Source organism: Cellulosimicrobium arenosum (genome assembly GCF_014837295.1).
Taxonomy (GTDB): domain Bacteria; phylum Actinomycetota; class Actinomycetes; order Actinomycetales; family Cellulomonadaceae; genus Cellulosimicrobium; species Cellulosimicrobium arenosum.
In genome coordinates this window covers 52,685-65,700 of sequence record NZ_JACYHB010000008.1, presented here as the reverse complement: position 1 = coordinate 65,700, position 13,016 = coordinate 52,685, and the positions used below count along the sequence as shown (strand labels likewise).

At 72.4% G+C, this 13,016-nt stretch carries 7 protein-coding genes; 3 read left to right on the top strand and 4 right to left on the bottom strand.

What is annotated here, in order from left to right; all coding sequences use genetic code 11:
* Position 1 precedes the first annotated feature (1 nt).
* Positions 2–487 (bottom strand): hypothetical protein, encoded by a 486-nt coding sequence (locus IF651_RS10990; RefSeq protein ID WP_191829164.1) that lies wholly within the window; start codon positions 485–487, stop codon positions 2–4.
* A gap of 145 nt (positions 488–632) precedes the next feature.
* Between IF651_RS10990 and IF651_RS10985 the strand changes: the two genes are divergently transcribed.
* Positions 633–3,353, top strand: coding sequence for a winged helix-turn-helix domain-containing protein (locus IF651_RS10985; protein ID WP_191829163.1), 2,721 nt, complete (start codon positions 633–635; stop codon positions 3,351–3,353).
* Between the two features lie 49 nt (positions 3,354–3,402).
* On the opposite strand, the gene IF651_RS10980 is transcribed toward IF651_RS10985, so the two are convergent.
* Both IF651_RS10980 and IF651_RS10975 read right to left on the bottom strand, forming a co-directional pair.
* Entirely contained in the window at positions 3,403–4,923 is a 1,521-nt protein-coding gene (locus tag IF651_RS10980) for an MFS transporter (RefSeq protein WP_191829263.1), read from the bottom strand.
* Positions 4,924–4,983: 60 nt separating this feature from the next.
* Positions 4,984–7,725, bottom strand: a complete 2,742-nt coding sequence (locus tag IF651_RS10975; protein ID WP_191829162.1) for a cation-translocating P-type ATPase — start codon at positions 7,723–7,725, stop codon at positions 4,984–4,986.
* 124 nt (positions 7,726–7,849) lie between these two features.
* Here IF651_RS10975 and IF651_RS10970 point away from each other — a divergent pair, with 124 nt between their 5' ends.
* Entirely contained in the window at positions 7,850–8,692 is an 843-nt protein-coding gene (locus IF651_RS10970; RefSeq protein ID WP_191829161.1) for an alpha/beta fold hydrolase, read from the top strand.
* A 72-nt stretch (positions 8,693–8,764) separates the two neighbouring features.
* Positions 8,765–9,148: an SHOCT domain-containing protein gene (locus tag IF651_RS10965; RefSeq protein ID WP_191829160.1), complete on the top strand. Its 384-nt coding sequence runs from the start codon at positions 8,765–8,767 to the stop codon at positions 9,146–9,148.
* 144 nt (positions 9,149–9,292) lie between these two features.
* Here the strand turns inward: IF651_RS10965 and IF651_RS10960 are convergent, their stop codons facing one another.
* Positions 9,293–12,874: a LamG-like jellyroll fold domain-containing protein gene (locus IF651_RS10960; RefSeq protein WP_206715272.1), complete on the bottom strand. Its 3,582-nt coding sequence runs from the start codon at positions 12,872–12,874 to the stop codon at positions 9,293–9,295.
* Between the last annotated feature and the right edge of the window lie 142 nt (positions 12,875–13,016).

Here is a 13,016-nt window from a genome sequence, read left to right as displayed (position 1 = left end):
CTCACCCTGCCGGTCGTTCCCTCGTCGTCGGATCGCCGTCTTGGGTGTCCTGGCCGTCCGGGCGTGCGTCCGTCGCGTCACGGTCACCGCCCCCGCTGCCCGCCTCCTCACCCGCCGAGGGTGAGGGCGCGGTGCCCAAGGCCGCGAGCAGGCCGGCGAGGTCCGTGTCGCGCACCTGGTACGACGTGACGGTCGCCGGGTCGGACCGGTCCACGTCGTGCAGCATCTCCTGGACGAGCGCGCCGACCGGTCCACGCACCACGATCTCGACGTCGGCGCGCTCGCCGGGCGAGGACACCCGCAGCTCGAGGAGGTCGAGCCCCAGGGAAGCCAGACGCTGCAGCAGACCGTAGAGCGCAGCCTGGTCGCGGACCGTCGCCTCGAGCAGCGTGCACGACGTCGAACGCCGCACCCCGAGCTCGGCGAGCTCCGCGTCGGGCAGGTCGGGTCCCACGACCATCAGCTCGACCGCCCTCGTCCGCGCCACGTCTGTCTCCCGCCGTCGTCCACGTCTCGCCAGGATGCCCGTGGGGTGCACCGGACGGCTCACCCGACGGGGGTGCCGCCGGCCGTGGCGACGTGAGCCCGTGCGCGCCCGGGCGCTGGGGATACCACGCGCGTAGCCTGCTCGCATGGTCTCGGTCGAGCCAGGTGCCGAGCCGGAGGTCGCGCGACGCTCCCCGGTCGCCTCCGGTGCTCTGCGGGCGCGCACGACCATCCCGGTGCTGACTCCGTCCACCGTCCGGCGACCCGCGCTCGAGCACCGGCTCACGGCGTCCGTCGCGCGACGCCTCACCCTCGTCTCCGCAGGTCCGGGGTGGGGCAAGACCACGGCCGTCGCCGCGTGGGCTCGTTCTCTTCCTGGCCCGCGGATCGCCTGGCTGACGCTCGAGCTGTTCGACAACACACCCACCGCCTTCTGGTCCGACCTGCTCGCCGCGCTCCGCGCGTCGGGTGCCGTGCCCCCGGGTCACCCGCTCGATGCGGTGAGCGTGCCCTCGCGCATGTCGTCAGAGCTCCTGCGCCGCATCCTGGGCGGCCTCGAGCTGCTGCCCGAACCGGTCGTCGTCGTTCTCGACGACTACCAGCACCTCGTGGGCGCGGACGTGTCGGCGACGGTCGACGACCTCCTGCGATACCCCTTGCCGGTCCACCTCGTGCTGCTCAGCCGGCTCGACCCGCTCCTGGGGCTGCAGCGGCTCCGCGGCCAGGGCGAGGTCGTCGAGATCGGGGCGGCGGAGCTCGCGTTCGACGCACCGGCGATCGCTTCGCTCGGCTCCCGGGCCGGTCGCACCTTCGACGACGGAGAGGTCGAGCGGCTGCTCGACGAGACCGGCGGCTGGGCCGTCGGTGTCCGGCTCCAGGTCGAGGCCCCGCCCGACCTGGTCGGGCATGCACGCGCGGAGCGGTCGGCGGCAGAGTTTCTCCTCGGAGAGGTGCTCGACCGCCAGAGTCCCGCGGCACGACGTTTCCTCCTGCGCACGAGCCTCGCAGCGACGATGTGCGTGGAGCTCGCGACCGCCATGGCCCCCGGAGCGCCCGCAGGACGTCTCCTGCCGGAGCTGGCTGCGGCCAACGGGTTCGTCACGGCGCTCGGCGAGGAGGGCGTGTGGTACCGGTACCACCCGCTGCTGCGCGAGATGCTGCGCGGTGAGCTCCTGCTCGAGGACCCCGCTGCCGTGCTCGAGGTCCACCGCGCCGCGGCGGGGTGGCTCGTGCACCACGGCGAGCCGCTGCGCGCGCTCGAGCACGCCGTGGCCTCGAAGGACTGGAGCCTCGTGGGCGAGGTCTTCGTCGACGGTGCGGCCGTCCACCTCGTGGGGCCGCACCGAGCGGCCGTCGCGGCGGTCCTGGGTCAGGTGCCGTACGCGGAGCTGGAGCCCGACGTCGCGCTGCACCTGTGCGCAGCGGCGATCGCGAACGTCGGCGACAGGTACGACGCCGCACGCCATCACCTCTCCCGGGCCCGCGCGCTCCTCGCCGACGACGGCAGAGCCGCCGCGAGCCCCTCCGCGGTGCTGCTCGAGCTCCTGGACGCGTCGGCGGCGCGTTCGCTCGGGGACGTGCGCCGGCTCGCGGCCGCTGCGGCTGCCGCGCTGGCGGCGGTAGAGGCCGTTCCCTTCCCGTTCCCCGCCCTCGAGACGTACCGCGAGCTCGCTCTCGCGCACCGCGAGGCGGGCCTCGCGTGGTGCGCCACGACCGGATCGCCCTGGGGTGGGACGCGTCGTGAACGGGTGGGGGTCCTCGGCGCAGGAGCCGCCGGGACGGACGACGCCGTCTCCGCTGCGCAAGGGCTCGTCGACCTCGGTGCTCGGGCCGCCTCGGCGTTGCTCGACGTCGCCGAGGGACGGCTCGCCGACGGCGAGACGTCCGCACGCGCGGCGCTCGACACGGTGCGGCCCAGAGGGTGGGACACGCAGGTCCAGGCGCGCACGGCCCACGCGGCGATCGTCTGGGCCCGGTACCTGCACGCGGTGGACGACGGGCTCGACCGGGCCCTGGCGCACGCCCTCGCCGCCGACGCCGGGGGGAGGGAGCCTGCCTCGGAGGCCGCGGTCCGGCTGCTGCAGTCGCTGGTCGCCGCGTCGCGCGGGCACGGCCGGGCCGCACGCCACGCGCTCGCTGCCGCCGATGGCGCACTCGGTCCCACGGCGGCGCCGCCCGTGCTCGCGGACCTCTGGGCCCGCGCGGCGACGGAGCTGCGGCTGCTCGAGCGGGCGGTTCCCGGACCGGGCGGGCGCGTCGCGTCCCCGACCTCGCGAGGGGACCGGGACGGGCTCGGCTCGCGTGCGGTCACCGCAGTCTGCCGGGCACGGATCCTCCTGGCCGACGGTATGACTGGGGCGGCGCTGAGCGCCCTGGAGGGTGTTCCCGACGGGCCCGGGGAGCGAGCGGACGACCTGACGGCCGTCGAGGCCACGCTCCTGGAGGCGGCCGCGCTCGCGCGCGCAGGGACCCGGCGTGCCGACCGGGTCGTCGCCCGCGCCCTCGACACCGCCGCCCCCGAACAGCTCGCGCGGCCGTTCCTGACCGTCTCGACGCCCGAGCTGTGTGCGCTCGTGACCCGCGCCGTCTCGCGCCGGGACGACGCCCTGGCTCTCCGGCTACGAGCGCTCCTTCCTCGCTCGGGCGGTGCGCTCGAGCCTGCGCCGATCGTCGAGCCGCTCACCCAGCGCGAGCTCTCGATCCTCGCCGTGCTGCCGACCATGGAGAGCAACGTCGAGATCGCGGAGGACTTCTTCGTGTCCGTCAACACGGTCAAGGCGCACCTCAAGGCGCTCTACCGCAAGCTCGACGTGGGGTCACGACGCGAGGCGGTGCGCCGGGGACGCGACCTCGGCCTCCTCCCGTGACCTCGCGGTCGCGAGGCCCCCTCGGCACGACCGGGAAGGATCCTTGCGCTCACCCGATCGACGGGGCTGCGGCTCCGGGCGCCGGGTCGGGCAGCCGGCGCATCCGGAGCGCCTGCACCACCCCGAGGAGTCCGGCGCAGAGCGGGACGAGGAGGGCGATCTGGAGTGCTCGCGCTCGCACGTCGTCGTTGATCTGCAGGATCTCCTCGCGCACGGCCGCGGGCTCGTCGGCGAGCAGCCCGACGAGCTGCGCGTCGCTCATCACCTCGGCGTCCTGCTCGAGGACCTCGCTCACCCGGGCCTTGTCGTCGGGCGGCAGCACGGGGCTGTCCTGCGCCTGAGCGCTGAAGCCGGTCGCGATCGACGCGAGCATGACCGCGCCCGCGAGAGCGAGCCCGAGGGACAGCCCGAAAGACCCCGCGGCGGAGTTCACCCCGGCGGCCTCTCCCACGCGGTCCTCCGCGATCGGCGAGAGCGTGAAGGCGTTGAGCTGTGAGACCAGCAGGCCGAGGCCGCCCCCGGCGACGACGAGCGGGAGGGCGAGGTACCAGCCCGACGTCGCGCGCGGGACGACGGGCAGGAGTGCGGCGATCCCGACGACCAGGAGCGTGAAGCCCGCGAGCACGAGCGTGGCGGGCCGCCGTCGCCCGGCCCGACGACCCGCCAGGATCGCCGCGGCGAACATGCTGAGCGAGAGGGGTGCGAGGGAGAGGCCGGCGAGCATCGCGTCGTAGCCGAGCGCCATCTGCAGGAAGACGGGCAGGGCGATCATCGCGCCGCCCAGTGCCACCTGCTGCAGGGTCTGCTGGGAGACGCCCACGCGGAACGCAGGCGAGCGGAACAGCGCGGGGTCGACCAGCGGAGCCGCTCTGCGCCGCTCGCGGCGCAGCACCCACAGGGCGAGCCCGACCAGTGCGACGACGCCGAGCGCGATGGTCAGCCCGACCGCCTCGCCGCCTTCCTGCCACACCAGGACGCCGAGCACCACGCCGCCCATGCCGAGCACCGAGAGCACCGCGCCGACGACGTCGACCGACCGGTCGCCCGTGAAGGGAACGTCGTGGACGAGCCGGATGCCCGAGAGCACGACCACGATCACCACCGCCTCGAGCCCGAACGCGACGCGCCACGACAGGTAGGTCGTGATGAACCCGCCGAGGAGGGGCCCGATCGCCGCCGCGACCGACGCCGACGCCCCGATGAGCGCATAGACCTTGGTGCGCGCCGTCCCCTCGAAGCTGCCGTGCACGAGCGCCTGCATCGACGGCAGGAGGAGCGACGCGCCCAGCCCACCGACGACGGACCACAGCACGACGACCGCGGTGAGGCTCTGCGCGAGCGTCATCGCGACCGCACCGACCCCGTAGCCCAGGAGGCCGAGCACGTAGGCCCGCCGTCGGCCGACGAGGTCGCCGACCTTGCTGCCGATGAGGATGAAGGCAGCCGAGACGAGTGCTTCGAGCGCGATGGCGGTCTGTACGCCGGACACCGTCGTCCCCAGGTCGTGCACCACCGCGGAGATCGAGACGTTCATGAAGGACGTGTCGACGACGAGGACGAACATGGCCATCGCGAGCAGGACGGCGAGACGCCGGTCGACGGTCACGTCGTCGCGGGCCACGAGATCGCCTCAGCCCTGCGCCGGGGTCGCGGCCGGCGTCGGCCCGGGACGCGGCGACACGTGCCGCAGGACGAGCTTGCCGAGCTCGACGAGGAGGAGGAACCCGACCGCGACGAGCGTGCACACCCCCCACTGCGCTCCGTCGAGACCCACCGTGCCGAAGATGCGCTCCAGTCCGTCGAGTGTCGTCACGAGGAACGTCAGCCCGAGCGACGACAGCAGCAGCACGACGAACCGCCCGTTGGCGAGCGTGTCGAAGGAGAGGATGCTCGCGCGCGGGTCACGCCACTCGAGCGCCGCGACGACGTGCAGGAGCGACATCGCCGTGAGCCCCATCGTCGTGGCGACGGGCAGGTCGTAGCGGGCCTCGCCCCACGCCACGGCGACGAGTGTCCCGACGGCGATGAGCACGCCGCCCACACCGAGCCGGGCGCCGAGCGCGCGGCCGATGACAGGCTCGGAGGGCGGGCGGGGCAGGCGGCGCATGAGGCCGGCCGTGGCGGCGTCGAACCCGAGCCCGATCGCGAGCAGCACGTCGATCGCGAAGTTGATCCAGAGGATCTGCAAGGGGGTCAGGGGCGTGCCTCCGGCGATCGTGAAGATCCCGGCTCCCACGAACGTGAGGATGAACCCGACGAGCACGACCATCTGGAAACGGATGTACTTCATGAGGTTGTCGTAGAGACCGCGGCCGCCCTCGACCGCCTTGACGATCGTCGCGAAGTTGTCGTCGGTCAGGATCATCTCCGCGGCGTCCTTGGTGACCTCGGTGCCGGTGATCCCCATCGCGACGCCGATGTCGGCACGGGCGAGGGCGGGCGCGTCGTTCACGCCGTCGCCCGTCATCGCGACCACGTCACCCTGCCGCTTGAGCACCTCGACGAGCCGCACCTTGTCCTCCGGCGCGACGCGCGCGACGACCCCGATGCCCGCGACCTCGGCCTCGAGCTGCGCGTCGGACATGGCGGCGAACTCGGCCCCGGTGAGCGCGCGCCCCTCGATGCCGAGCTGGCCGGCGATCGCGGAGGCCGTCGTCACATGGTCGCCCGTGATCATCCGGACGCGGATCCCCGCGTCCTTGCACTCGGCGATCGCGTCGCGCGCCTCGCGCCGCGGCGGGTCGACGATGCCGATTAGCGCGATCAGCTCGAGGTCCTGGGCGAGCCCGAGCAGGTCTCCGTCGAGATCGGCGCGTGAGACGTCCCGCCGCGCGACGGCGAGGACGCGCATGCCCTCCCCGGCGAGCGCGTCGTTCTCGCGCACGACGAGCGCCCGGGCGTTGTCGTCGAGCGGCGCCGTGCCGCCGTCCGCGGTGAGATACCGCGTCGAGCGCGCCAGGAGGACGTCCGGCGCGCCCTTGACGAAGCTGCGCACCACGCCGTCGATCTCGTGGAACGTCGCCATGAGCTTGTACTCGGTGTCGAACGGCACCTCGGCGACACGCGGGTGCTCGCGGCGCGTCTCCTCGACATCGAGCCCTGCCTTGGCGGCCAGCACGACGAGGGCGCCCTCCGTCGGGTCGCCCAGGCACGCGCCGTCGCGCACGACCGCGTCGCTCGCGAGGGCCATGGGCAGCGCGACCGGCTCGAGCGCGACGTCGGTCGACCCTGCTGCCGCGAGGATGCGGCCCGTCGTCGAGTAGCCCTCGCCGTCGACGGAGAACCGCCGGCCCGCGAGCACGAGCCGGCGCGCGGTCATCTGGTTGAGCGTGAGCGTCCCGGTCTTGTCCGAGCAGATCGCCGACGTCGACCCCAGGGTCTCCACGGACTTGAGGCGCTTGACGATCGCGCCCTCGTCCGCGAGCTGGCGCGTGCCGAGGGAGAGGAGCATCGTCACGACGGCGGGCAGGCCCGTCGGGATCGCAGCGATCGCGAGGCTGATCCCGACGACGAACAGGGTGTCGAAGTCCTCGCCGCGCGCGAGGCCCAGCACGACGACGACCACGAGGGCGATCGCCGCCATCACCGTGATGATGACGGTGATGCGGTCGAGCTGTCGCGTCAGCGGGGACCTGTCCTGCTCGACGCCGCTGAGCATGCCGGAGATGCGGCCGACCTCGGTCGTCATGCCCGTGGCCGTCACGACCATCTCGCCGCGCCCGCGCGTCACCTGCGAGTTCATGTAGGCCATGTCGACGCGGTCACCGAGCGGGGCCTCGGCCGCCTCGACGGCGTCGACCCCCTTCGCGACGGGCGTGCTCTCGCCGGTGAGCCCCGCCTCCTCGATCTCCAGCGACGCCGCGACGAGCAGGCGACCGTCGGCGGGGATCTTGCTGCCGGCCTCGAACCCGACCACGTCACCCGGCACGAGCTCCTCCGCGGGCACCTGCTCCTGGCGGCCGTCGCGGCGCACCGTGGCGGTCATGACGAGCATCTCGCGCAGCGCGGCCACGCTCTCGGCAGCCTTGCCCTCCTGGTGCAGTCCCATGAGCGCGTTGAGCACGGTGAGCAGCAGGACCACCACTCCGGTCGTGAAGTCGCCCAGCGCGATCATGCTGACGACCGCCGCCCCGACGAGGACGAGCTGCATGAGGTCGCGATACTGGCGCAGGAACGCCTGCCACCCCGGCTCCGGACGCTCCGCCGCAAGCGCGTTCGGACCGTACCGCGCGCGCCGTTCCACGACCTGGGCGGCGGTGAGACCGACCCTGGGGTCGACGTCGAGCTCCTGGCACACCGCGTCGGCGCTCGCCGTGTGCCACGTGCTCGCGATCTGCGGTTCCTGCTGCTGCGGTGTCTGCGCGGCCGACATCGTGGGCTCCTCCCGGGCGCTCCGTCCCAGCGTCACAGCGCACCCGGGGCTCAACCTCACCCGCTGCGGGTGACCGTGGTCCTGGTCCGGAACCGTCCGCGGGCTGCTCTGGCAGAATCACGGGATGGACGACGTCGCGTGGGACGGTCGGACGATCGAGGTGGCGGGCTACGAGATGTTCGTCCGGGCCGGCCCCGAGGTGCCGGGGAGCGTCCCGATCGTGCACGTGCACGGGTTCGGGGTCTCCGGCACGAGCCTCCTGCCGACCGCGGCGCGCCTCGCTCACCGCGCGACCACGTTCGTCCCCGACCTGCCGGGGTACGGGCGCAGCGCACCGCGGCGGACGACGCTCGACATCCCGGGGCTCGCGGAGGCGCTCCTCGGCCTGCTCGACGCACTCGGTCTCGAACGCGTGGTGCTCCTCGGCAACTCGATGGGCGGACCCGTCAGCCTGGAGGTGGCGCACCTGGCGCCCGACCGGGTCGCCGGCATCGTCCTGGCGTCGCCCGCGGGCGGGATGCACAACCAGCCCCTTCCGCGGGCACTGGTCCAGCTCGCCCGCGACGCCGTTCGGGAGAGCCCGGCCATGGCGCGTATCGCCGTACCGGACTATCTGCGGTTCGGCCCCGTCGCGACGCTGAGCACCTTCAGCGAGCTCGCTCGCTTCCCGTCCCTGGAGCGGATGCTGCGGACCCCGGTCCCGACGCTCGCCGTGGTGGGCACGCGCGACCCGCTCATGCCCCCGCCCTCCCGGGTGCGTGAGCTCGGCCGGCTCGCTCCGGCGCACCTCGCCGTCGTCGTCATCGAGGGTGCGGCGCACGCGATGAACTTCAGCCACCCGGGCGAGCTCGCGCACGTGGTGTCGAGCTGGCTGGACGGCCGCGAGATCGTCGACGACCCGGAGTCTCCCGGCGTCGCGCGGGTCCTGCACATCCGTCGTGAGGCCACTCCCACCCCCGGCGGGTGAGGATCTCCCCGCGCGTCGGCACGACAGTGGGGTGGTCACGGGAGTCCGTGACCTCGACACGAGGGGTGCAGCATGGACAGCTTCTGGGACTGGCTCTGGCTCATGGTGTGGTGGTTCTTCTTCATCGCCTACCTGATGCTGCTCTTCTACATCGTGGCCGACCTCTTCCGTGACAAGAACCTCAGCGGGTGGTGGAAGGCGCTGTGGATCATCGTCCTCATCGTCGCGCCGTACCTCGCCGCGCTGGTCTACGTCATCGCGCGCGGCCGAGGCATGGCCGAGCGCCGTTCCGACGAGGACCGCGCCCGCAAGCAGATCATGGACGACTACGTGCGTGCGACGGCGAGCACCGGACGATCCCCGGCCACCGAGATCGCCGACGCCAAGGCGCTCCACGACGCCGGCGTGATCGACGCGGACGAGTTCGCCCAGCTCAAGTCGAAGGCGCTGGCGTAGCCGGCCTCCCCGATCCTGTCGGGGCGCCGGTCACGCACCCGTCGGAGCAGAACGGTGGCCTGCCGGGAGAGCCGGGGTTGCTCACCCCGGACCTCCTGCGACAGACCACCGTTCGACCTCGGCTGCTGCGGTGCTACCTCGGCGTCAGCCGCAGCTGGGCGCCTCGTACGGTGCGTCGAGCTCCGTCGTCACGGCTTCGCCGTCGACCTCACCCGTGGCCGTCACCGTCGCCGAGCCCGCCTCCGCGGACTCCGCCCGGACCTTGAACGACTGGTACGCGCTCTTGCCCGGTGCGACGTCGTTCACGGTCTTGGACCCGAACGGCGTCGTGAGGGTGACGTCGACCGGCACGTCGTCGTCGTTCGTCGCGCGCACCGCGACGTAGGCCGCGCCCGCCAGGCAGCGGGTGTCGGCGGTAGCCGTCACCTCGAGCGCCGGCGCCTCGTCGTCGTCCGCGTAGACGTCGGCGACCTCGTCGGCCGACAGTGCGCGGTCGAAGACCCGCACGTCGTCGATCGTGCCGGGCCAGTAGTCGACGGGGTTGCCGCTCCACTGGCCGCGACCGATCGTCAGCGGACCGCTCGGGCTGACGCCGCCGCAGACGTCGGACTGACCGACCTGCTCGCCGTTGACGAACAGGGTCAGGGTCTGCGCGTCGGCGTCGCGCACGCCGACGACGTGGTACCAGTCGCCCAGCACCGGGTCGACCTGGAACGTCGCGCGCGGCTCGTCCAGGTACGAGAACGCGAACGTGCCGTCCCCGCCGTACTGGAGGTAGAACGCGCTCGCCCCGGTCACCGAGTCCTGGCCGACGATCGTCGCCCAGTTCCCCGGCTTCTCGTCGAACTGCGCCCACGCCGAGACGGTGTAGGAGCCCGTCGTGTCGAGCACCGGGCCCTCGGTCTCGAACGCGTCGTCCTCGCCGTCCAGGTGGATCGCCGAGCCCGTGCCGTCGTGCCCGGTCACCCACTCGCCCGTGCCCGACGCCGCGTGGTCCCCCACGCCGTCGGCCGCGGTCGTGCCGGAGCCCTCGTCGAACGACCAGCGACCGACGCCCTCGAGACCGGGAGTGCCCGGGTCCACGGGGCCGGTGCCCTGCTTCGCCGCAGCGATCACGCGCTCGTTAACGTCCTTGACGCGCGCGGCGTCCATCTTCAGGACGCGACGGTCGTAGGTGTAGAACCCGTTGAGCTCGTTCTCCACGTCGGAGATCTCGGTGTAGACCGACCCGGACAGGTAGCACTGCGCGGGGCGGACGAGCTTCTCGGTGTTCTGGACGTACGCGTCCGTCAGCGCCTCGCTGTTCGCCACCCCGCCGTACGGGTTGGCGGAGACGCCCGGCCACATGTGGCCCGGGGTGCTCATCGAGAAGCCGCCGTGCTCGCCGTCGATGGACGCACGGTTCGCGTCCGGCTTCGGCAGGGCCGGTCCGGTGTAGGAGTGGTGGTCGATGATGTCGCCCGTCTCCGAGTCACCCTTCGACGCGCAGCAGTTGTAGCCCGAGTGCGTGTTGAGGATGCGGCTCGGGTCGTACGCGTCGATCTCGTTGCCGATGCGCGCGGTGTCCTGCAGGTTCCACTCGCCCCAGCCCTCGTTGAACGTGACCCAGCCGACGATGGAGGGCACCGACCGGAGCTGGTCGATGATCTCCTTCATCTCCGACTCCCAGAACGTGCGGGACTCGGCCTGGGTGTCGCCGTCGTTGAACCAGCCGGACGGGATGTCCTGCCAGATCATCAGGCCGAGGGTGTCGGCGTGGTAGTAGAAGCGGGCCGGCTCGACCTTGATGTGCTTGCGCAGCGTGTTGAACCCGAGGTCCTTGTGCGCCTGGATGTCGAACGCGTACGCCTCGTCCGAGGCGGGCGTGTACTGACCGTCCGGCCAGTAGCCCTGGTCGAGCGTCGACATGAGGTACGTGATCTCGCCGTTGAGCAGGATGCGGTTCACCCCGTTCACCTCGGCGACCTCGATCGAGCGCATCCCCGCGTAGGACGCGACGGTGTCCGTCGCCGTCCCGTCCGTGAGCGTCACGTCGACGTCGTACAGGTACGGGTCCTCGGGCGACCACAGGTGGGCGTCCGGGATCTCGACCGTGAGCTGCTCGTTCGCGGCACCGGTGGCGGTGCCGACCTCGTCGCCCTCGGCGTCGCGCACGACGGCGGTGACCTCGGCGCCGTCGGACGCGGACTCCGACTGCGTGGTGACGGCGAGCACGCCCGCCTCGATGTCCGGTGTCGTGACGACGTCGTCGATCGCCGCGACCGGGACGGGCTCCATCCACACCGTCTGCCAGATGCCCGACGTCGGCGTGTAGAAGATGCCGCCCGGGTTGAGCGTCTGCTTGCCCACGGCCTGGTTGCTGCCGTCGGTCGTGTCGACCGCGTGGACGACGAGCTCCTGCTCGGCGCCCTCGACGAGGGCGTCGGTCACGTCGACCGAGAACGCGTCGTAGCCACCGCGGTGGCTGCCCACCTCGGTGCCGTTGAGGTAGACGGTCGCCTCGTAGTCGACGGCACCGAAGTTGACGTGCAGACGGTTGTCGGTCCCGACCGCCCAGTCCTCGGGGACCGTGATGGTGCGGCGGTAGTACATGTCGTCCTCACGCCGCTCGATGCCCGACAGCGCGGACTCCACGGCGTACGGGACGACGATCTCCTCGTCCAGGTCGCGGCCGTGCGGCGCCTCCGCGTCCTCGGACGCCGGCTCGAACTGCCACACCCCGTTGAGGTTCTGCCACTGGTCGCGCGTGAGCTGCGGGCGCGGGTACTCGGGCAGCGGGTTCTCCGGGTCGAAGTCGTCCGCCCAGGGGGTCTGGATGCGGAACTCGGAGTCGTTCGTGACGGGGAGGTTGAGCGAGCCCACGGGCTCGCCACCGACCGTCAGGTCGCCCTCGCCGTCGTACACCAGGCGCGCTGCGGAGTCGCGGTCGACCGGCTCGGCCAGCGTGATCCCGAGCACGTCGCCCTGCGCGGCGACCTCGGCGACGGGCCACGCGAGCTGGTCGACCTGGACCTTGAGGTGGTCGACGAGGCTCTCGTCGACGCCGCCCACGGCGCCGTCGAACGTCACGTTGAGGCTCGTGCCGTCGCTCTCGATGCCGGCCTGCGCGGGGAAGACGACGAAGTCGTCCGGGTACGTGAAGGCGTCCGTGGGGACGATCTCCCGCTCCTGCGACGGGCTCTGCCACCGCAGCCGCAGGTGCGCGCCGCCCGTGTTCTGGAACATCTCCATGCGGAACTCGTAGTCCTGGCCGGCCTCGAGCTCGATCGGCTCGGAGACCTGCTCGACGTCCCAGTCGTCCACCCAGTGGTCGATGACGAGCTCGTCGTCGATCCACAGGCGGAAGCCGTTGTCACCGATCGCGGAGAACGTGTACGCCTCGCTGTAGTCGGGCGTGATCGAGCCGGTCCAGCGGGCGGACGTCCGCTCGCCCCTCCCGGTCAGCTCCTGGAACGTCGGCACGAGGTTCTGGAACTCGATCCGCTGGTCCGGGATCGTGGCCCGGAGGTCGGTCAGCGGCCAGCTCGGGCCGCCGGAGAGGAAGTACTCCCCCTTGAGCCCGTTGTCCAGGCCGACGTCGGCGACCGCCGCCGGTTCCTCGGGCGCCGCCCCGGCGCTGACCGCCGTGGCGACGGCGAGCGGCGCGGTGAGCACGGCCGCCAGTGCCGCGGCGAGGACGCGGCGCGGGCGTCCTCGGGATCGTGATGACGCTGTCATCGGGTGCATGGGTCGGAGCCCTCCTCGTCGAGCGGTTCTGTCGATCGACGGCGTGCGGCCTGAGCGACTTCGCTCCTCGCCGCGACCGTCGTCGGCCGCGGCGCACACACCGTTCCACAGAACTAAACATCTTCCACCACAAAAACTCAAC

Coding starts and splice junctions, on each gene's coding strand:
- IF651_RS10985 (WP_191829163.1), top strand. CDS start 633: ATGGTCTCGGTCGAGCCAGGTGCCGAGCCGGAGGTCGCGCGACGCTCC.
- IF651_RS10980 (WP_191829263.1), bottom strand. CDS start 4,923: ATGGCCATGTTCGTCCTCGTCGTCGACACGTCCTTCATGAACGTCTCG.
- IF651_RS10975 (WP_191829162.1), bottom strand. CDS start 7,725: ATGTCGGCCGCGCAGACACCGCAGCAGCAGGAACCGCAGATCGCGAGC.
- IF651_RS10970 (WP_191829161.1), top strand. CDS start 7,850: ATGGACGACGTCGCGTGGGACGGTCGGACGATCGAGGTGGCGGGCTAC.
- IF651_RS10965 (WP_191829160.1), top strand. CDS start 8,765: ATGGACAGCTTCTGGGACTGGCTCTGGCTCATGGTGTGGTGGTTCTTC.
- IF651_RS10960 (WP_206715272.1), bottom strand. CDS start 12,874: ATGCACCCGATGACAGCGTCATCACGATCCCGAGGACGCCCGCGCCGC.